The organism is Phenylobacterium sp., from assembly GCF_046291545.1.
Taxonomy (GTDB): Bacteria; Pseudomonadota; Alphaproteobacteria; order Caulobacterales; family Caulobacteraceae; genus Phenylobacterium.
On sequence record NZ_JBKBSM010000001.1, the window covers coordinates 97,176 to 117,351 of the forward strand.

16 protein-coding genes are annotated in these 20,176 nt (G+C 71.1%); 10 read left to right on the forward strand and 6 right to left on the reverse strand.

Annotated elements, in window-relative coordinates; genetic code table 11:
* Position 1: 1 nt before the first annotated feature.
* From ACK4YQ_RS00540 to ACK4YQ_RS00565, 6 genes are all read right to left on the reverse strand, one after another.
* Positions 2–868 carry an ABC transporter permease gene (locus tag ACK4YQ_RS00540; RefSeq protein ID WP_409607188.1) on the reverse strand — a complete coding sequence of 289 codons (867 nt, stop codon included), beginning with the start codon at positions 866–868 and terminating at the stop codon, positions 2–4.
* Entirely contained in the window at positions 865–1,770 is a 906-nt protein-coding gene (locus ACK4YQ_RS00545) for an ABC transporter permease (protein ID WP_409607190.1), read from the reverse strand. The genes ACK4YQ_RS00540 and ACK4YQ_RS00545 overlap by 4 nt, the downstream gene beginning before the upstream one ends.
* A gap of 27 nt (positions 1,771–1,797) precedes the next feature.
* Positions 1,798–2,904, reverse strand: coding sequence for a PotD/PotF family extracellular solute-binding protein (locus ACK4YQ_RS00550; RefSeq protein ID WP_409607192.1), 1,107 nt, complete (start codon positions 2,902–2,904; stop codon positions 1,798–1,800).
* Between the two features lie 97 nt (positions 2,905–3,001).
* On the reverse strand, positions 3,002–4,375 hold the full coding sequence (locus ACK4YQ_RS00555; RefSeq protein WP_409609489.1) for a glutamine synthetase family protein: 1,374 nt from the start codon (positions 4,373–4,375) through the stop codon (positions 3,002–3,004).
* Between the two features lie 11 nt (positions 4,376–4,386).
* On the reverse strand, positions 4,387–5,724 hold the full coding sequence (locus ACK4YQ_RS00560; protein ID WP_409609491.1) for an aspartate aminotransferase family protein: 1,338 nt from the start codon (positions 5,722–5,724) through the stop codon (positions 4,387–4,389).
* 117 nt (positions 5,725–5,841) lie between these two features.
* A complete protein-coding gene (locus ACK4YQ_RS00565) occupies positions 5,842–6,540 on the reverse strand; it encodes a GntR family transcriptional regulator (protein WP_409607194.1) in 699 nt (232 codons plus the stop codon).
* Between the two features lie 208 nt (positions 6,541–6,748).
* Here ACK4YQ_RS00565 and ACK4YQ_RS00570 point away from each other — a divergent pair, with 208 nt between their 5' ends.
* The 10 genes from ACK4YQ_RS00570 (at position 6,749) to ACK4YQ_RS00615 (ending at position 20,157) form a co-directional block, all read left to right on the forward strand.
* A complete protein-coding gene (locus ACK4YQ_RS00570; RefSeq protein ID WP_409607196.1) occupies positions 6,749–8,197 on the forward strand; it encodes an aldehyde dehydrogenase family protein in 1,449 nt (482 codons plus the stop codon).
* Positions 8,190–8,954, forward strand: coding sequence for a glucose 1-dehydrogenase (locus ACK4YQ_RS00575; protein WP_409607198.1), 765 nt, complete (start codon positions 8,190–8,192; stop codon positions 8,952–8,954). The genes ACK4YQ_RS00570 and ACK4YQ_RS00575 overlap by 8 nt, the downstream gene beginning before the upstream one ends.
* Positions 8,938–10,050: a 3-isopropylmalate dehydrogenase gene (gene leuB / locus ACK4YQ_RS00580; protein WP_409607200.1), complete on the forward strand. Its 1,113-nt coding sequence runs from the start codon at positions 8,938–8,940 to the stop codon at positions 10,048–10,050. The genes ACK4YQ_RS00575 and leuB overlap by 17 nt, the downstream gene beginning before the upstream one ends.
* Before the next feature lie 92 nt (positions 10,051–10,142).
* A complete protein-coding gene (locus ACK4YQ_RS00585) occupies positions 10,143–11,147 on the forward strand; it encodes an alpha/beta fold hydrolase (protein ID WP_409607202.1) in 1,005 nt (334 codons plus the stop codon).
* Positions 11,144–12,472 (forward strand): aspartate aminotransferase family protein, encoded by a 1,329-nt coding sequence (locus ACK4YQ_RS00590; protein ID WP_409607204.1) that lies wholly within the window; start codon positions 11,144–11,146, stop codon positions 12,470–12,472. The genes ACK4YQ_RS00585 and ACK4YQ_RS00590 overlap by 4 nt, the downstream gene beginning before the upstream one ends.
* Positions 12,469–13,872 (forward strand): tetratricopeptide repeat protein, encoded by a 1,404-nt coding sequence (locus ACK4YQ_RS00595; RefSeq protein ID WP_409607206.1) that lies wholly within the window; start codon positions 12,469–12,471, stop codon positions 13,870–13,872. The genes ACK4YQ_RS00590 and ACK4YQ_RS00595 overlap by 4 nt, the downstream gene beginning before the upstream one ends.
* Positions 13,872–15,158 (forward strand): acetylornithine deacetylase/succinyl-diaminopimelate desuccinylase family protein, encoded by a 1,287-nt coding sequence (locus ACK4YQ_RS00600; RefSeq protein WP_409607208.1) that lies wholly within the window; start codon positions 13,872–13,874, stop codon positions 15,156–15,158. The genes ACK4YQ_RS00595 and ACK4YQ_RS00600 overlap by 1 nt, the downstream gene beginning before the upstream one ends.
* Positions 15,159–15,165: 7 nt before the next feature.
* The gene (locus ACK4YQ_RS00605) at positions 15,166–17,727 is read left to right on the forward strand and encodes an ABC transporter substrate-binding protein (protein ID WP_409607210.1); all 2,562 of its coding nucleotides are present in this window, start codon (positions 15,166–15,168) and stop codon (positions 17,725–17,727) included.
* Positions 17,724–18,548 carry an ABC transporter permease gene (locus ACK4YQ_RS00610; protein ID WP_409607212.1) on the forward strand — a complete coding sequence of 275 codons (825 nt, stop codon included), beginning with the start codon at positions 17,724–17,726 and terminating at the stop codon, positions 18,546–18,548. The genes ACK4YQ_RS00605 and ACK4YQ_RS00610 overlap by 4 nt, the downstream gene beginning before the upstream one ends.
* A gap of 1 nt (position 18,549) precedes the next feature.
* Positions 18,550–20,157: an ABC transporter ATP-binding protein gene (locus ACK4YQ_RS00615; RefSeq protein WP_409607214.1), complete on the forward strand. Its 1,608-nt coding sequence runs from the start codon at positions 18,550–18,552 to the stop codon at positions 20,155–20,157.
* The last annotated feature ends 19 nt before the right edge of the window (positions 20,158–20,176 follow it).

The window sequence follows — 20,176 nt, forward strand, 5'->3', positions numbered from 1 at the left end:
TCTAGGACTTGTCGGCCGGGCCGTGGCCGGCGGCCGCGGCCGGGTCGCCCTGCAGGCGCAGGGCGACGGCGGTGAGGATGACGGTGAGCACGATCAGCAGGGTCGAGGCGGCGTTGACCTCGGGCGTCACCGAGAAGCGGACCATCGCATAGACCTTGACCGGGAAGGTCACGGTGTCGGGCCCCGAGGTGAAGAAGGTGATCACGAAGTCGTCGAGGCTGAGGGTGAAGGCCAGGAGCGCGCCAGCCACCAGGGATGGGCCCATGTGCGGCACGATGACGTCGCGCACCGTGCGCCATTCGCTGGCGCCCAGGTCCTTGGCCGCTTCCTCCAGCTCGCGGTTGAAGCTGGCCATGCGGGCGCGGACGACCACCGCCACGAAGGGGAAGGAGAAGGAGACGTGGCTGATGATGATGGCGCCGAGGTCCAGCGGCCAGGGCAGGCCCTGCGGCCAAGGCAGGACCTTGGCGAAGAACACCAGGAGCGCCACGCCCATGCAGATTTCGGGCACCACGATCGGCAGGGCCATGGCCCCGTCGACGGCCGGCTTGCCGGGGAAGCGGAAGCGCCACAGGGCGAGGGCGGCCATGGCGCCCAGGACGACGCTGATCAGCGTCGAGAGCGCGGCGATGGTCAGGGAGTTGACGAAGGCCTGGATCAGGCTGTCGTTGTTCAGCGCCTTCTCGTAGTACTTCAGGGTGAAGCCCTGCCAGACGATGTTGCGGCGCGAGTCGTTGAAGCTGAACACCATCAGGGTGATCAGCGGCGTGTAGAGGAACACCGCCACCATCGCCAGCCAGGCCCGCAGCGGCCAGCGGCGCAGGTATTCCAGCGGCCCCGGGGCCTCCCTCCTGGCGCGGCGGCTCATGCGCGGGTCTCCCGGCGGCGCGAGAGCAGGCCCTGGGCGGCGATCGCCAGGAAGGTCAGGTACATCAGCATGAACGACATGGCCGCGCCGAACGGCCAGTCGTTGGCGCGCTTGAACTGGCGCTCGATCACGTTGGCGATCATCTGGCTGTCGGGGCCGCCCAGGAGGTCGGGGGTGAGGAACGCCCCGAGCGCGGGAATGAAGGTGATCAGCACGCCTGAGAGGATGCCCGGCAAGGACAGGGGCACGACGATCAGGGCCAGGGTGCGCAGGTGGCCGGCGCCGAGGTCGAGGCTGGCCTCCAGCAGCGAGCGGTCCAGTCTGTCGAGGGCCGCGTAGAGCGGCAGGACCATGAAGGGCAGGTGCACGTAGACGAGGCCCACGACCACGGCGAAGTTGTTGTGCAGCAGCTCCAGCGGCGTGAAGGGGGCGAGGGCCGGCAGGCCCAGGAGGGCGGCGAGGGCGCCGACCTGGCTCCACAGCCAGCCCAGCGCCTGGTTGACGTAGCCCTCGGTGCGCAGCACCGCGATCAGGGCGTAGGTGCGGATCAGCAGGTTCGTCCAGAACGGCAGCATGATCAGCAGCAGCAGCCAGGTCTTGGCCTTGGGCGGGGCGAAGGTGATGGCCAGGGCGACTGGGAAGCCCAGCACGATGCACAGGAGCGTCGTGAGCCCGGCCACCCCCGCCGACTTCAGGAAGATCTTCAGGTAGAGCGGCTCGATCGCCCGGGCGTAGTTGGCGAAGGTGCCGGTGAAGGAGATCTCGGTGAGCCCGACGTTCTGGCCGAAGCTGTAGCCCCAGACGATGGCCATGGGGACGAGGAAGAAGGCGATCAGCCAGAGCAGCGGCGGACCCAGCGCGCCGGCGAACACCGCCTTGGCCCGTTTCCAGCTCTGCTCCATGACGACGCCCTCCTCCTCGCCGGTCGATCAGGCCGCGCGGACGCGGGTGATGACCTCTTCGTAGAGCTGAGCCTTCTCGGCGCCCTCGAACGCCCCGTACTCGCACTTGGCCAGCACGTCCGCGGGCGGGAAGATCACCGGATTGTTCTTGTAGTCGTCCGGCATCAGCGCCTTGGCCGCCGCGTTGGGCGTCGGATAGAGGATCGTCTTGGAGATCTCGGCGCCGGCGGCCCCGTCGAGGATATAGTTGATGAACTTGTGCGCATTGTCCGGGTGCGGCGCGCCGACCGGGATGCACAGCGTATCGGAGTTCAGCAGGCTGCCCTCCTTGGGCACGACGAAGTCGATGTCGTCGTCCTCGGTCATGATCTGGGCGATGTCGCCGTTGTACTCGAGCACCAGGTCGACCTCGCCGGACAGCAGCATGTCCTGGCCGTTGTCCTCGTGGAACGCCTTCACGTAGGGCTTCTGGGCGATCAGCATCTTCTCGATCTCGGAGACGAGCTCGGGCGGAATGCCGTTGACCGAATGGCCCTTGTACTTGGCGGCCAGGCGCACGAGATCGGCCGATTCCGACAGGAGGGCGATGCGGCCCTTGTACTGCGGGGAGTCGAACAGCCACTTCCAGCTGTCCGGCACGCCGTTCACCTTGGACTTGCGATATCCGATCCCCAGCACCAGCCAGGTATAGGGCATGGAGTACTTGCGGCCCGGGTCGTAGGCGGCGTCCATGAACGCCGGGTCGATGTTCTTGATGTTCGGGATCTTGGCGTGGTCCAGCGGCATGAGCATGTTCGCTTCCGACATGCGGGTGACGAACTCGTTGGACGGGACGATCACGTCGAAGCCGGGGTTGCCGGCGCGCAGCTTGGCGAACAGTTCGTCGTTGGTCGCGAACAGGCTCATGTTCACGTCGATCCCCGAGGCCTGCTTGAAGTCGGCCAGGGTGGTTTCGCCGATGTAGGTGTCCCAGTTGTAGAAGTTGAGCTTGGCCTCCTCAGCGCCGGCGGGCGTGGCCGGCTTGGGGCTGCAGCCGGCGACCGCGCCGCCGAAGGTCAGGCCGACGGCCGCCGCGCCCAGGCCCGTCAGCAGCGAGCGACGGGACGCCCCGCCTCCCAGCAGGTTCTTGTTCATGACGCTCTAGCCTCCTCGATTTTCAGGATCCGTCGCCAGACGACGGCCTCCCCCCAAGCACTATTTCAATACGAAAGCGGCCGGCTTTTCACGCCCCTCACGCATTGCTCAAATACCAGTCATAGTCGAGCGCGGTGATGACCTCGAAGAATCTGGCCTGCTCAGTACGCTTGACTGAGACAAACATATCGACGAACCGGTCGCCCAGGTAATCGCGCAGGACGCTCGAATTGTCGAACAGATCGACCGCTGCGTACCAGTTGGACGGCAGCCGGGACTTCTCCTGCGCCGCGGCGGCGTAGCCGTCGCCCACCACCGCCGGGCCGGGATCGAGCCGTTCCTTGATCCCGTGGTGCGCCGCCGCCAGCAGCGCCGCCAGCACCAGGTAGGGATTGGCGTCGGCGCCGGCGACGCGGTGCTCCACATGGCGGGTGTGCGGCGGACCGGCGGGCACGCGCAGCGAGACGGTGCGGTTGTTGACGCCCCAGGTCGGCGCGACCGGCGCATAGGAGTTGGCCCTGAAGCGGCGGTAGGAATTGGCGTTGGGCGCCAGGACGGCCATGCATTCGCCGAGCAGGGCCTTCATCCCGCCGATGGCGTGGCGCAGGAGCTCGGAGCCCTCCGGGTCCTCGCTGGCGCAGAGGTTCTCGCCGGTGCGGTCGTTGAAACTGACGTGGACGTGGAAGCCGCTGCCGGCGCGGTCGCCCCAGGGCTTGGCCATGAAGGTGGCCTCGCAGCCGTGGCGCAGGGCCACGCCCTTGGCGGCGCGCTTGTAAACCACCGCGTCGTCGGCGCAGGCCAGGGCGTCGGGCTTGTGCTTGAGCGTCAGCTCCACCTGGCCCGGGGCGAACTCGGAGATGGCGCCTTCGAGGGGAACGCCCAGGACGTCGGCGACCGACCACAGCTCGCGCAGGAAGGGGGCCGCGGCTTCGAGTTCAGGCAGGCCGTAGACCTGGATGCCGGCGGGCCGGCGGCCGGTGAGGGCCGAGCGCGCCGGCTGGGGCGCGCCGTCGGGACCGCGCTCGATGTCGACGAGGTAGTATTCCAGTTCACAGGCGGCGACGGGGGTGAGGCCGTCGGCGGCGTAGCGCTCGAGCACCCGGCGCAGGACGTGCCGAGGGTCCAGGTCGTTGGGCCGGCCGTCCAGTTCGTAGAGCGAGAGCATCACCTGGGCGACGTCGGGCCCCAGCCACGGCGCGGGCTTCAGCGTGCCGGGCACCGGACGGGCCAGGCGGTCGGCGTCGCCGTCCTCCCACACCAGGCCGGTGTCCTCGCAGTCGGCGCCGGTGGTGTCGACCACCAGGATCGAGCCGGGCAGGAAGCGGCCGTAGTCATAGACCGCCTGGATCTCGTGGCGACGCAGGCGCTTGCCCCGCGGCACGCCGGTCATGCTGGTGAAGAACACCTCGACGAAGGCGATGTGCGGGTGCGCCTGCAGGAAGCTGCGGCATTCCTCCGGATCGGCGACCAGGACCGGACCGCTCACGCCGCGTCTCCCTGCAGGGCGGCGGCGAAGCCGTCGGCGGCTTCGACAAGCCGATCGATCTGAGAATCCTCGGTCACGGGCGACACCAGCATCATGTTGTGGAACGGCGCGATCAGAACCCGGCGGTTGATCAGCCAAAGATGGAACGCCGCCAGAAGATCATGATCCAGCGCCTTGCGCATCCCTGCGGCGTCGCTTGGCGGCGGATCGGCGAAGACCAGCTCGACCCGCGCCCCCGCCTGGACCGCGGACCAGGCCAGCCGGCGGCGGGCGATCATGGCGGCGAGGCCGGCGACCAGGCGCTCTGCGCCGGCGAGCATCCGGGCGTAGGCGTCCTGGCTCATCACCTCTTCCAGCATCACGCGCATGGCCGCCAGGGCCAGGGCGTTGCCGGACAGGGTGGTGCCGATGCCGGAGTAGCCGGGGCCGATCGCCGCCTGCGCCTCGTCCATCCGGACGGCGAGTTCGGCGGTGAAGCCCCAGACGGCGGCCGGCACCCCGCCGCCGATCGCCTTGCCGACGGTGAGGATGTCCGGCTCCAGCCCATGGGCGCGGGTGTAGCCGCCCGGGCCGGCCGACAGGGTGTGGGTCTCGTCGATGATCAGCAGCGTCCCGGCGCGGCGGGTGAGATCGCGCAGCGCCTCGTGGAAGCCGGGCCTGGGCAGGATCATGCCGCAGTTGGTCATCACCGGCTCGGCGAGGACGGCGGCGACCCGGCCGTCGGCGAGCGCCCGGGCCAGGGCCTCCACGTCGTTGAACGGAACCACCCGGGCGAAGGCCGCCACGTCGTGCACCTGGCCGACCAGGCCCGGCTTCATGCCCGCGGCGCCCGACTGCAGGCTGACGAAGGTGTCGTCCACCGCGCCGTGGTAGCACCCGTCGAACACCAGGATCTGGTCGCGGCCGGTCACGGCCCGGGCCCAGCGGATGGCGGCGCGGTTGGCGTCGGTGGCCGTGGTCGCCGCCTGCCACAGCGGCAGGCCGAACCGCTCGGCGAGCAGGCGGCCGACGGCGACGGCGTCGGCCGAGGGTAGCATGAAGCCGGCGCCGCGGCGGGCCTGGGCCGAGACCGCATCGGCCACCCGCGCGTCGCCGTGGCCGAACATGGCCGGCGTGTCGCCGAGGCAGAAGTCGTCGTAGACCCGCCCGTCGGCGTCGATCAGGCGGGCGCCGCAGCCGCGGGCGGCGAAGATCGGCGCCGGCGAGGCCCAGTCCCCCATCCAGTGCAGCGGCGCGCCGCCGCGCCACACCGTCCGCGCCTGTTCGGCCAGGGCCAGGCAAGCGGGGTGCTGGGCCATGAAGCGGGCGCGCTCGGCCGCCATCAGCTCCCGCAGGCGCTCAGCCCCCGCCGGTGGCGGGAAGCTCGGGAGCGGCGCTGAAACCGAAGCGGAAGCGGGCACGAAGCGGCCTTTGCAAAACTGTGATCACGGTTTCTCACGGCCAAGGCGGAGTCAAGCCACGCCGCTCGCCCGCCCCTCCTCTTCGACGGCGGCCCGCATGGCGTTCATGCCCACGGCGATGTCGGCGGCCATGGCGGCGTGCGCGGCCTGGGCGTCGTGCGCGGCCAGGGCGTCCATCACGTCCACATGGTGGTCGCGGGTGAGGTTGACCGTGCCCAGCCGGTCGAACACCACGCGCATGAAGGGACCGACCTGCAGCCAAAGGCCGCCGGCCATGGCCAGCAGCACCTCGGCCCCGGCGGCCTGGTAGACGCCGAAATGGAACGCATGGTTGGCCGCCATGTAGGCGTTGACGTCCCCATGCACGATGGCGGCGTTGAGGGCCTCGTCCGCCTGGCGCAGGCGCCCGATGAAGGCCGCGTCGGCGCACGGCGCGGCGCGGGCGGCGAGTTCGGGCTCGATCCAGGCGCGGGCGACGGCGAGTTGTTCCAGGCGCTCGGCGGTGAGCGAAGGCGCGGACAGGCGCTTGTTGGCCTGGTTGATCACCAGGGCGTGCTCGGCCACCAGCCGCCGCACGGCGTCGCGCACGGGCATCGGGCTCACCCCCAGCTCGGCCGCCAGGCTGCGCAGGGAGACCCCGCGGCCAGGGGGGATGCGGCCGGTGAGCAAGGCGTCGCGGATGGCGGCGTAGACCTGGTCGTGCACCGCATGGATGTCGGCGAGGGGGCGGCGCGGCGCAGGCTTGGGCAAGATCGTCCCTTCCTCAGGACGGCGAAGCGGATGTGGGCGCAACCCTGCGTCAAAGACCGGCGCGACGCCAGAGACCGGCGGGCGAGCGCTCACCCGTCCGGCGAGCGGGCGAAATGCGCCGCCGCGGGCCGGTCCGGCGAATTGGGACTTGAAAGGCTGCGGGCGGGCGGCGCAAGGAGCGGCCCGACGTCAGCATGGGAGCCTGCCGATGACCTACGATTTCGCGCGCGACGGCGTGTTCATCGCTGGACGATGGCGGCCGTCCGGGTCCGGCGACACCCTGCCGATCGAGGACCCGTCGAGCGGCGAGACCCTGGGCGAGCTGGCCGCAGCCAGCGCCGCCGACGTGGACGAGGCGGTCGCCGCCGCCCGCGCGGCGAGCGAGGGCGACTGGGGCGCCATGCCAGCCTTCGAGCGCGGGCGGATTCTCAGCCGGATCGGCCAGGCGGTGCTGGCCGAGATGGACGCCCTGGCGGCGCTGGAGGCCACGGACGTGGGCAAGCCGCTGAGCCAGGCCCGCAACGACGTGGTCGCCCTGGCGCGGTACCTGGAGTTCTACGGCGGGGCGGCCGACAAGCTGCACGGCGAGACGATCCCGTTCCAGGCCGGCTACACCGTCTACACCCTGCGCGAGCCGCATGGGGTGACGGGGCACATCATCCCCTGGAACTATCCGATGCAGATCATCGGCCGCTCGGTGGTGGCGGCCTTGGCCACCGGCAACGCGGCGGTGCTGAAACCGGCCGAGCAGGCGTCGCTGACCGCACTGAGCTTCGCGCGGATCGCCGCCGAGGCCGGACTGCCCGCCGGGGCGCTCAACGTGGTTCCCGGGACGGGGGCGGTGGCGGGCGCCATCCTCGCCGCGCATCCGGGGGTGGACCACATCTCCTTCACCGGCTCGACGGCGGTGGGCCAGGCGATCCAGGCCGCGGCGGCCAGGAACGCCGTGCCGGTGACCCTGGAGCTGGGCGGCAAGTCGCCCCAGCTCGTGTTCGACGACGCGGACCTGGACAAGGCCCTGCCGTTCCTGGTCAACGCCGGGATCCAGAACGCCGGCCAGACCTGCTCGGCCGGCTCGCGCATCCTCGTGCAGCGCGGCGTCTACGACCAGGTGGTGGAGCGGATGGCCGCCCGCTACGGCGACCTGCGGGCCGGACCGGCGATGGCCGACCTGGAGGTCGGCCCGCTGATCAGCGCCAAGCAGCGGGTGATGGTGGAAAGCTATCTGGAGCTGGGCCGGCGCGAGCTGACCGTGGCGGGCGAAGGCAAGATCGCGGCCGAAGCGCCGGCGGGGGGCCATTATGTCGCCCCGACCCTGTTCGCCGACGTGCGCGGCGACCACGCCCTGGCGCAGGAAGAGATCTTCGGCCCGGCCCAGGTGGTGATCCCGTTCGACGACGACGCCCAGGCCGTCGCCATCGCCAACGGCACGCCCTATGGGCTGGTGGCCGGGATCTGGACCGCCGACGGCGGACGGCAGATGCGCCTCGCCAAGCGGCTTCGCGCAGGCCAGGTGTTCATCAACAACTACGGCGCGGCCGGCGGGGTGGAGCTGCCCTTCGGCGGCGTCGGCCGCTCGGGCCACGGGCGGGAGAAGGGGTTCGAAGCGCTCTACGCCTTCACGACCCTGAAGACGGTGGCGGCGCATCATGGGTGAGGCGAAGGGCATGCGGCTGACAGGCAGGACGGCGATCGTGACGGGCGGAGCCTCGGGCTTCGGCGAAGGCATCGTGCGCAGGTTCGTCGAGGAGGGCGCGCGGGTGGCGATCGTCGACCTCAACGTTTCGGCGGCGCAGGCGCTGGCGGGCGAACTGGGCGACGCCGCCATCGCGGTGGGCGCGGACGTGTCCAAGGACGCGGACGTGGCGCGGCTGGCCGCCGAGGCGGTGCAGAAGCTGGGGCCGGTGGAGATCCTGGTGAACAACGCCGGCGTCGGGCACACGCCGCAGCCGCTGGAGACCCTGTCGGACGCCGACTTCGACCGGATCTGGGCGGTCAACGTGAAGTCGGTCTACCTGACGGCGCGGCACATCGTGCCGGCGATGAAGGCGGCCAGGCGCGGAGCGATCCTGAACGTCGCCTCGACCGGCGGGGTCAGTCCGCGGCCAAACCTGACCTGGTACAACGCCTCCAAGGGCTGGATGATCACCGCCACCCGGGCGATGGCGGTGGAGCTGGCCCCCTTCGGCGTGCGGGTGAACGCGATCAATCCGGTCGCCGGGGAGACCCCGCTCCTCAAGACCTTCATGGGCGAGGACACCCCCGAGGTGCGGGCCAGGTTCCTGGCGTCGATCCCGCTGGGGCGGTTCTCGACGCCGGCGGACATGGGCGCGGCCGCGGCGTTCCTGTGCTCGGACGACGCTTCGATGGTGACGGGCGTGGCGATGGAGGTCGACGGTGGCCGCTGCATCTGAGCCCTTCCGCCTGCTGGTCCTGCCCGGGGACGGCATCGGCCCGGAGGTGATCGGTCAGACCCTGCGGGTCGTCGACTGGTTCGGCCGATTCCTCGGGCGGCCCTTTGCGATCAGCCAGGACCTGGTCGGCGGGGCCTGCCTCGACACGCACGGCGTTCCGGTGACGGACGCGGTGGTGGAGACCGCGCTCAGCGCCGATGCGGTGCTGTTCGGGGCGGTCGGCGGGGAGAAGTGGGACAGTCAGCCCATCCACCTGCGCCCGGAGGCCGGGCTGCTGCGGCTGCGCAAGGACCTGGACCTCTTCGCCAACCTGCGCCCGGCGATCTGCTATCCGGAGTTGGCCAGCGCCTCGGCGCTGCGGCCGGAACTGGTCGAGGGGCTCGATATATTGATCATCCGCGAGCTGACCGCCGGGGTCTACTTCGGCGAGCCGCGGGGCGTGGAGACCCTGGCGAACGGCGTGCGCCGGGCCTTCGACACCCAGGCCTACACCTCCGAGGAGGTGGAGCGGGTGGTGCGGGCGGGGTTCGACATCGCCCGCGGCCGCAACAGGCGCGTGTGCTCGGTGGACAAGGCCAACGTGATGCAGACGGGCGCCTTCTGGCGCGAGATCGCCACCGCCGTCGGCCGCGACTATCCCGACGTGGAGCTGACCCACATGTACGCGGACAACTGCGCCATGCAGCTGATGCGCCGGCCCAAGCAGTTCGACGTGGTGGTGACCGACAACCTGTTCGGCGACATCCTCTCGGACGCGGCGGCCATGCTGACCGGATCGCTCGGCCTCCTGCCCTCGGCCTCGCTGGGAGCGGCGGGCCCGGACGGCGTCCGCAAGGCGCTCTACGAACCGGTGCACGGCTCGGCGCCGGACATCGCCGGGCGGGGGCTGGCCAATCCGCTGGCGACGATCCTGTCGTTCGGCATGTGCCTGCGCCACTCGATGCGCGCGCCCGAGGCGGCCGATCGCCTTGAAGCCGCCGTGCGCCGCGTCCTGGCCCGGGGCGTTCGCACCGCCGACATCGCCCGTCCCGGCGAGGCGGGGGTGTCGACGACGCAGATGACCGACGCCGTGCTGGCGGAGTTGGATGCGATGTAGCTGCTCAATCGGTTGAGCACTAAACCCGGTTGGGCGCCGCGGGACGCGGGACTAGACTTGCGCGCTTGGGGACGCATTCGGCGGAGGGGGCCGTGCTGGCGAAGATCGGAATGGGGGTCTTGATCTTCATCGCGGCGCTCGCCGCCCTGGCGGGGCTGGCTTTCGCTGGGCTCTACCGGCCAGACATCCCCTATGAGAAGCTTGAGGCCAAGTACGCCCGGCCGACCTCCCATTTCGCCGACCTGCCCGGCGGGGTGCGCATGCACTACCGCGACGACGGTCCGCGCGACGCGCCGGTGGTCATGCTGGTGCACGGCTACGGGGACAGCTTCCTGACCTGGGAGCCCTTCATCGAGCGGCTGTCGCCGAATTTCCGGGTGATCACCATCGACCTGGCGGGCCACGGCCTGACCCGGGCGCCGGCGGGCTATGCGCCGGACATGGACCGCTTCGCCGAGCAGGTGGACGCCCTGGCTGCCAAGCTCGACCTGCCTCCCTTCGCCATCGTCGGCAACTCCATGGGGGGAGGCGTGGCCTGGCAGACGGCGGTCAGGTTCCCCGAGCGGGTGAAGGCGCTGGTGCTGGTGGACGCGGCCGGCTGGCCGGCGGACCCGAACAAGCCGGTCCCGGCCGCCTTCAAGATCCTGCAGAGCGACCTAGGCCGCTTCCTGCTGCAGCGGATCGAGACCCGGCCGCTGACGGCCCAGGGGCTGAAGATGGACGTGGTCGACGATTCCCTGATCACCCCGGCCTTCGTCGACCGCTGGGTCGAGGTGCAGCGCGCGCCTGGCCACCGGGCCATCCTGATGGGCGTGCGCCCGGGGCGGCACACCGTCGCCAGCGAAGCGGCGCTGGGCCAGATCAAGGCGCCCACCCTGGTGCTGCATGGCGAGCAGGACGTGATCATCGATCCCGCGGACGGCCGCAAGTTCGCCGCCGCCATCCCCGGCGCGGCGCTGATCACCTATCCCAACGCCGGCCACCTGCCGCAGTATGAAATCCCCGATCGCTCGGCCGCCGACGTGACGGCCTTCCTCCTGGCGCTGCAGGCCCCGCCCGCCGCGCCCGCCCCGCAACCCGCCAGGGACCCGGCATGACCACCCACTTCAAGCCCGCCGCCAATTCGCTGGACGCCTATTGGATGCCGTTCACGCCGAACCGGCGGTTCAAGGCCGATCCCCGGTTCGTCGAACGCGCCGAGGGCATGCACTACTTCACCCCCGACGGGCGGCGGATCCTGGACGCCACCTCGGGCCTTTGGTGCGTGAACGCCGGCCACAACCGCCCGCGGATCGTCGAGGCGATCCAGAAGCAGGCGGCCGAGATGGGCTACGCCACCACCTTCAACATGGGCCACCCCAAGGCCTTCGAGTTCGCCAACCGCCTGGCGGCCCTGGCGCCCGGCGACCTGAACCACGTGTTCTTCACCAACTCCGGCTCCGAGGCGGTCGACACGGCGCTGAAGATCGCCGTCGCCTACCAGCGCAGCCGCGGCAAGGGGACCAAGACCCGGCTGATCGGCCGCGAGCGCGGCTATCACGGCGTCGGCTTCGGCGGCATCTCGGTGGGCGGCATCGTCAAGAACCGCATGTACTTCGGCTCGCTGCTGACCGGGGTGGACCATCTGCCGCACACCCACGACCTGGCGCGCAACGCCTTCTCCCGCGGGCAGCCCGAGCACGGCGCCGAGCTGGCCGACGAGCTGGAGCGGATCGTCACCCTGCACGACGCCTCCAACATCGCCGCGGTGATCGTCGAGCCGGTGGCCGGCTCGACCGGGGTCCTGGTCCCGCCCAAGGGCTATCTGCAGCGCCTGCGGGCGATCTGCGACAAGCACGACATCCTCCTCATCTTCGACGAGGTGATCACCGGCTTCGGGCGGCTGGGCGCCTCGTTCGCGGCCGAGTACTTCGGCGTGCAGCCGGACATGATCACCATGGCCAAGGGCATCACCAACGCGGCGGTGCCGATGGGCGCGGTGGCCGTGCGGCCGCACATCTACGAGACCATGCTCGACAACGCCGACGCGCCGATCGAGCTGTTCCACGGCTACACCTATTCGGGCCACCCCTTGGCCTGCGCGGCCGGGCTGGCGACCCTGGACACCTATCGCGATGAAGACCTGTTCGGCCGCGCCGCGCGCCTGGCGCCGATGTGGGAGGAGGCCCTGCACGGCCTGGCCGACGCCCGCCACGTGATCGACATCCGCAACCTCGGCCTGATCGGCGGAATCGAGCTGGCGCCGCGTCCCGGCGCGCCGGGGGAACGGGCGATGGAGGCGTTCCGCGCCAGCTTCGACCGGGGCCTGCTGGTGCGCGTGACCGGCGACATCATCGCCCTGTCGCCCTCGCTGATCATCGAGGAAGCCCAGATCGGCGAGATCATGGACACCCTGCGCCAGACCCTGGCCGAGATCGCGTGAGCCCCGCCGCCGGCCATAGGACGAGCGGTCCGGCGGACTATCTCGGCAGCCCGGTGAGCCCGTGCGAGCCGGCGACGCTGGCGGCCGTCGACGACTTCGTCGGCGGCTTCCTCACCTATGAGCCGCGCGCCCTGGCGGTGCTGAAAGCCGCGGACGCCGACGCCGAGAGCGCCCTGGCCAACGCCTACGCCGGCGTGCTGCACATGCTGGGCGAGCACATGGCCGCGCCAGCCAAGGCCGCGGCCTACCTGGGCCGCGCAGAGGCGGCGCCCATGGCCAACGAACGCGAGCGGGGGATCATCGCCTTCCTGCGCGCCTGGATCGCCGACGACATCGACGCGGCCCTGGCGATCGCCGACGAGGTGGTGGAGGCCTTTCCCACCGATCTGGCGATGGTCAAGCTCAGCCAGTACCTGAACCTGAACCGCGGCGACTTCCCGGCCATGCTGCGCATCACCGACGCGGCGCTGGCGGCCAACTTCGCCGTGCCGCAGCTGCACGGCATGCGGGCCTTCGCCTATGAGCAGTGCCACCTCCTGGCCGACGCGGAAGCCGCCGCGCGCCAGGCGCTGCACATGCACATCCGCGAGCCCTGGGCGCAGCACGCCCTGGCCCACGTGATGCTGACCCAGGGGCGGATCTCCGAAGGCGGCGAGTTCATGGACGCGGCCTCGGAGACCTGGGCGGGCCTGAACTCGTTCATGTACACCCACAACTGGTGGCACCTGGCGCTGTTCCACCTGAGCCAGGGCCGCGGCGAAAGGGTGCTGGAGATCTACGACCGGCACTGCTGGACCCAGGACCGCACCTATTCCCAGGACCAGATCGGCGCAGTGTCGCTGCTCGCCCGCCTGGAGTTCGCCGGGCTGGAGGTGGGCGAGCGCTGGGCCGGCGTGGCCGAGCACCTAGTGGAGCGGGCCGAGGACGTGGTGCAGCCGTTCCTATCGCTGCAGTACCTGCTGGGCCTTGCCCGCGCCGGCCGGCCGGAGGCCGAGACGCTGATGGCGGCGATCGAGCGGCGCGTGCACGAGGCGCCGGCGCACAGCCGCCGCGCCTGGGCCGAGGCGGCCCTGCCGGCCGCCCAGGCGATAATGGCCCTGGAGCGGGGGCGGCCCGGCGCGGCGGTGGAGCGGATGGGCGCGGCCCTGCCCCGGCTGGTGGAGGTGGGCGGCAGCCATGCGCAGCGCGACCTCTTCGAACAGATCTTCCTGGAAGCCCTGCTGCGGGACGGGCGGCTGTCGCGGGCCCAGCAGGTGCTGGAGCTGCGCCGCGCCTTCGACCCGGACGGCGTTCCCCTCAACCTGGCCCTGGCGCGGGTCTACGACTCCCTCGGGTTGCCGGAACTGGCGGCCCGCGCCGCCTCCCGCGCCCTGCGTACCCAAGAAAGGCATGCGTGCTGATGCCCCATCCCCGTGAAGACGCCCTGCTCCGCGAGATCGAGGCACGGCGCGACGACCTGGTGGCCCTGACCCAGGACCTGATCCGGTTTCCGACGATCAATCCGCCGGGGGACGCCTATCGCCCGTGCGCCGAATACCTGGGCGAGCGGCTGAAGAAGCGCGGCTTCGCCGTGGAGTACGTGCGGGCGGAAGGCTCGCCGGGGGACTGCGAGGCCTATCCCCGGATCAACGTCATCGCTCGCTGGGAGAGCGGCCGGCCGGGGCCGTGCGTGCACTTCAACAGCCATATCGACGTGGTATCGGTGGGCGAGGGCTGGACGGTGGACCCCTTCGGCGGGGTGGTGAAGGACGGCAAGGTCTACGGCCGTGGCGCCTGCGACATGAAGGGGGGTCTGGCCGCCTCGGTGATCGCGGTGGAGGCGCTGATCGATTCCGGCGTCGAGCTGCCGGGCGCGCTGGAGATTTCGGGCACGGCCGACGAGGAGAGCGGCGGCTACGGCGGGGTCGCGTACCTGGCCGAACGCGGCTGGTTCTCCAAGCCCCGCGTGGATCACGTCATCATCCCCGAGCCGCTGAACGTGGACCGGGTGTGCATCGGCCACCGCGGCGTCTGGTGGTCGGAGATCACCACCGAAGGCCACATCGCCCACGGCTCGATGCCGTTCCTGGGGGACAACGCCGTGCGCCACATGGGCGCGGTGATCGCGGAGCTGGAGCGGCGGATCTTCCCGACCCTGAGCGCGCACCAGACCTCGATGCCGGTGGTGCCGGAAGGCGCGCGCACGCCGACGCTGAACATCAACTCCATCCACGGCGGGGAGCCGGACGTCACCGGCTCGGGCCTGCCCGCGCCGGTGGTCCCGGACAGCTGCCGGATCGTGCTGGATCGCCGGCTGCTGATTGAGGAGGACCTCGACGAAGTGAAGGCGCAGATGCGCTCGGTGCTCGACGGCCTCACCCAGACCCGGCCGAACTTCCGCTACCGGATGCGCGACCTGTTCGAGGTGCGTCCCTCGATGACCGAGCCGGACCGGCCGGTGGTGCGCATGACCTGCGAGGCCATCGAGCAGGTGCTGGGCAAGCCCGCCGACATCTGTTGCTCGCCAGGCACCTACGACCAGAAGCACATCGACCGCATCGGCAAGCTGCGGGACTGCATCGCCTATGGCCCCGGAATCCTGGACCTGGCGCACCAGCCGGACGAGTACGTCGGCATCGACGACATGGTGAACTCGGCCAAGGTGATGGCCCTGTCGGCCTATGCCCTGCTGACCGGCCAGGCGTGAGCCGCCGTTGAGCCGCAGCGCCGACCATAGGGGCCGCTGGGCAGGGCTGCTGGCCCTGCTCTTCGGCGTGCTGCTGCTGGCGAGCCCGGCGGCGGCGCGCGACGTGCTGCGGATCGGCCAGCAGCTCGAGCCGCCGAACCTGGACCCGACCGCCGGCGCCGCGGCGGCCGTGGACGAGGTGGTCTACGGCAACGTCTTCGAGGGCCTGATCCACATCGGACGCAACGGCGGCGTGGAGCCGCGGCTGGCAGAGTCCTGGGAGATCTCGCCGGACGGCAGGATCTATGTCTTCCACCTGCGGCGGGGGGTGCGCTTCCACGACGGCGAGCCGTTCGACGCCAGCGTTGTGAAGTTCACCCTGGACCGGGCGCGGGCGCCGGAGTCCGCCAACGCCCAGAAGGCCAGTTTCGAGGTGATCGAGCGGGTCGATGTGGTGGACGCCCAGACCGTCCGCCTGGTGCTGAAGCGGCCGGACACGCGCCTGCTCTACGTGCTGGGCTGGGGCGATGCGGTGATGGTTGCGCCCAGGAGCGCCGCCGACAACGCCGTGACCCCGGTCGGGACAGGCCCCTACCGGTTCGTGGAATGGCGGCGGGGCGAATCGATCACGCTCGAGCGCTTCGCCGACTACTGGGGCCCTGCGCCCCGCATCGGACGGGTGGTGTTCAAGTTCATCGCCGACCCGACCGCCGCCTTCGCCGCGGTGAAGGCCGGGGACCTGGACGCCTTCCCCAATTTCCCCGCGCCGGAGAACCTGGCCGACCTTGCCGCCGACCCGCGCTTTCGGGTGGTGGTCGGTTCGACCGAAGGCGAGACGATCCTGGCGCTGAACAACGCCAAGCCGCCCTTCGACAAGCTGAAGGTCCGCCAGGCGATCAGCTACGCCATCGACCGCAAGGCGATCATCCAGGGGGCGATGTTCGGCTACGGCAAGCCGATCGGCAGCCATTTCCCGCCGCACAGCCCCGACTATGTCGACCTGACCGGACTCTATCCGCACGATCCGGCCAAGGCGCGGGCGCTGCTGGCGGAAGCGGGCTATCCCGACGGCTTCGAGGCGACGCTGAAGCTGCCGCCGCCCAGCTACGCCCGGCGGGGCGGGGAAATCGTCGCCGCGCAACTGGCCCAGATCGGCGTTCGGGTGAAGATCGAGAATCTGGAGTGGTCCCAGTGGCTGGACCAGGTGCTCGGCAACAAGAGCTTCGACATGACCATCGTCTCGCACACCGAGCCGATGGACTACGACATCTATGCGCGGCCGGACTACTACTTCGGCTATCGCAGCCCGGCCTACGACGCGCTCATGGCGAAGCTCAACGCCGCCGTGGATCCGGCCGAGCGGCGCGCCCTGCTGGCGCAGATCCAGCGCAAGCTCGCCGACGATGCGGTGAACGGCTTCCTCTTCCAGTTCCCCAAGCTGAACGTGTGGGACGCCAAGCTGGAAGGCATGTGGGTCGACGCGCCGGTGCAGGCCAACGAGGCGGCCGAGGCCTGGTACGACGAACCGGGCGCGGCGGCCGCGCCGGCGGCCAGCCGCCGGACCGGCGGCGCGGGCGCCCTGCTCGGCTATGGCGTCCTCGCCGCCTGTGCGGCCTTCGCCCTCTACGGGTTCCTGCGGCTGGGGGCGGCCTATGTGGCGGGCCGGCTGGTGTCCCTGGCGCTGACCTTCCTGGCCGCCACGGTGGTCGTCTTCGCACTGATCCAGATCGTGCCGGGCGATCCGGCCGCCTTCATGATGGGGCTGAACGCAAACCCCGAGGCGGTGGCCGCCCTGCGCGCGCAGATGGGCCTGGATGCGCCGGCGCCCGAGCGTTACCTGACCTGGATCGCGGGCTTGGCGCACGGCGACTTCGGCGCCAGCTACACCTACCGCGTGCCGGTGGCCCAGTTGATCGCCGAGCGGATGGCGGTGTCGCTGCCCCTGGCGCTCCTGGCCCTGGCGATCAGCCTGGCCGTGGCCCTGCCGATTGGCGTGTTCGCCGCAAGCCGCCGGGGCAAGGCCTCCGACGCCCTGGTGATGGGCGCGACCCAGGTGGGCATGGCGCTTCCCAACTTCTGGCTGGCGATGCTGCTGGTGCTGGTGTTCGCCATCGGCCTTCGCTGGCTGCCGGCGGGCGGCTTCCCGGGCTGGGACGCGGGACTCTGGCGCGGGCTGAAGGCGCTGGTCCTGCCGGCGACCGCGCTGGCCCTGCCGCAGGCGGCGATCCTGGCCCGGGTGCTGCGCTCGGCGCTGGTGGAGACCCTCGGCGAGGACTATGTGCGCACCGCGCGGGCCAAGGGCCTCTCGGAGAGCCAGGTCATCCGCCGCCACGCCCTGCGCAACGCCATGATCCCGATGCTGACGATCCTGGGCCTGCAGATCCCCTTCCTGCTGGCCGGGGCGGTGATCGTGGAGAACGTCTTCTTCCTGCCTGGGCTCGGACGTCTGGTGTTCCAGGCGATCACCCAGCGCGACCTGATCGTCGTGCAGAGCGTGGTGGTGCTGCTGGTCTTCGCCGTGGTGCTGGTGAACTTCCTGGTCGACCTGGGCTATGCGGCCGTCGACCCGCGGCTGAGGCGGGGGCGATGAGCGCGCTTCGCCGCAACGCCGGCCTCGCCCTGGGCGCGGCCCTGACCCTGGCCTTCCTGTCCGCGGCGCTGCTGTCGTTCGTGTGGACGCCGTACGACGTGGCGGATCTCGACATCGCCGGGCGCCTGCAGGCGCCCTCGGCCGCCCACTGGCTGGGCACCGACCACTTCGGCCGGGACGTCGCCTCGATGATCCTGGTCGGGGCGCGCAATTCCCTGGCGGTGGCCCTGGTGGCGGCGGGGCTGGGCATGCTGGTGGGCGTGCCCGCGGGGCTGGCGGCGGCCGCGCGCAGGGGCTGGCTGGACGAGCTGGTGATGCGCACCAACGACCTGATCTTCGCCTTCCCCTCGCTCCTGCTGGCGATCATGATCACGGCGGTGGCCGGGCCGGGGGCGGTCAACGCGATCATCGCCATCGGCGTCTTCAACATCCCGGTGTTCGCCCGGGTGGCGCGGGGCGCGGCCCTGTCGCTGTGGACGCGCGATTACGTGCTGGCGGCGCGGGTGGCGGGCAAGGGACCGGCGGCGATCTCGCTGCAGCACATCCTGCCCAACATCGCCGGGCTTCTGATCGTGCAGGGCACCATCCAGTTCTCCATGGGCGTGCTGGCCGAGGCGGGCCTGTCCTACGTGGGGCTGGGCGCCCAGCCGCCGATCCCGAGCTGGGGCCGGATGCTGAACGAGGCCCAGACCATGATCGGCTTCGCCCCGTGGCTGGCGATCTTCCCGGGGCTGGCGGTGGTGACCACGGTGATCGGCCTCAACCTCCTGGGCGACGGGCTGCGCGACGCCCTGGACCCCAAGCTCGACCGGAGCCGCTGAGATGGCGCTGCTCGAGATCGACGACCTGAAGCTCTCCATCGGCGGCGCCGAGATCCTGAAGGGGGTGTCCCTGACCCTGGAAGCCGGGGAGATCCTGGGCCTGGTGGGGGAGTCCGGCTCCGGCAAGTCGATGACCTCGATGTCGATCCTGCGGCTGCTGCCGCCGGAGGCGACGGCGAGCGGCGCGATCCGCCTGGGCGGCGAGGACCTTCTGGCCTGCAGCGAGGCGCGTATGCGCGCCCTGCGGGGGGCGGACATCGGCGTGGTGTTCCAGGAGCCGATGACGGCGCTGAACCCGTTGATGACCATCGGCGACCAGGTGGCCGAGGCGGTGCGCCTGCACCGCGGGGCCTCGCGGGCCGAAGCCCTGGCCGCCGCGGCCAGGGCCCTGGATCGGGCGGGACTTCCCAACGCCCGATTTCCCCTGAGCCGCTATCCGCATGAACTGTCGGGCGGACAGCGCCAGCGGGTGGCGATCGCCATCGCCACGGCGCTGAAGCCCAGGCTGCTGATCGCCGACGAGCCGACCACGGCGCTGGACGTGACCACCCAGGCCCAGATCCTGGAGCTGCTGAAGTCCCTGGCCCGAGAGGACGGGGCCGGGCTGATCCTGATCACCCATGACCTGGCGGTAGTGGCCGAGACCGCCGACAAGGTGGCGATCCTGCAGGCGGGCGAGGTGGTGGAGGCCGGGCCGACCCTGCCCCTGTTCCGCAACCTCACCCATCCCTACGCCCGCCGCCTCGCCGAGGACGCGGTCTTGGCCAAGGCGCCGCCGGCGGCGCCGACGCTGGCCGCGGCCGAAGTGCTGCGGGTCGAGGGGCTGGTGCGCACCTATCCCGGCCCGCGCCCGGCGCCTTGGCGCGCGCCCACGGCCTTCAAGGCGGTGGACCAGGTGAGCCTGAGCGTGCGGGCGGGCGAGACGGTGGGACTGGTGGGAGAATCCGGCTCGGGCAAGTCGACCCTCCTGCGGGCGGTGCTGGCGCTCGACCCGCTGCAGGGCGGGGCGGTGACGCTGGACGGGCGCGCTTTTCCGCCGAAGCGCAAGGACGAGGCGCGGCGGGCGCGGCGGGACGTGCAGGCGGTGTTCCAGGATCCCTACGGCAGCTTTGATCCCCGCTGGCGCGTGGCGGACCTGATCGCCGAGCCGTTCCACCTGATGGAGCGGCCGCCGTCGGCGGCGGAGCGCGCGGCGCGGATCGCCGCCATGCTGGAGCGCGTGGGCCTGAGCGCCGACGCCGCGGGCCGCTATCCCCATCAGTTCTCCGGCGGCCAGCGCCAGCGCATCGCCATCGCCCGGGCGCTGATCACCGAGCCGAAGCTGGTGGTGCTGGACGAAGCCGTCTCGGCCCTGGACGTGACCGTGCGGGCGCAGATCCTGGCCCTGCTGGCCGAACTCTCCCGAGAGCTTGGGGTGGCGTATCTCTTCGTCACCCACGACCTTTCGGTGGTGCGGGCGGTCTGCCACCGGGTTCTGGTGATGCAGTCCGGTCGGATCGTGGAGGAAGGGGAGACGGCGCGCGTGTTCGATGCGCCGCAGCATCCCTACACGCAGAGTCTGATCGCCGCGACGCCCGACCTGGAGCGGGCCCTGGCGAGCCGCGGCTGAGCCCCGCCGCCAGATCCGG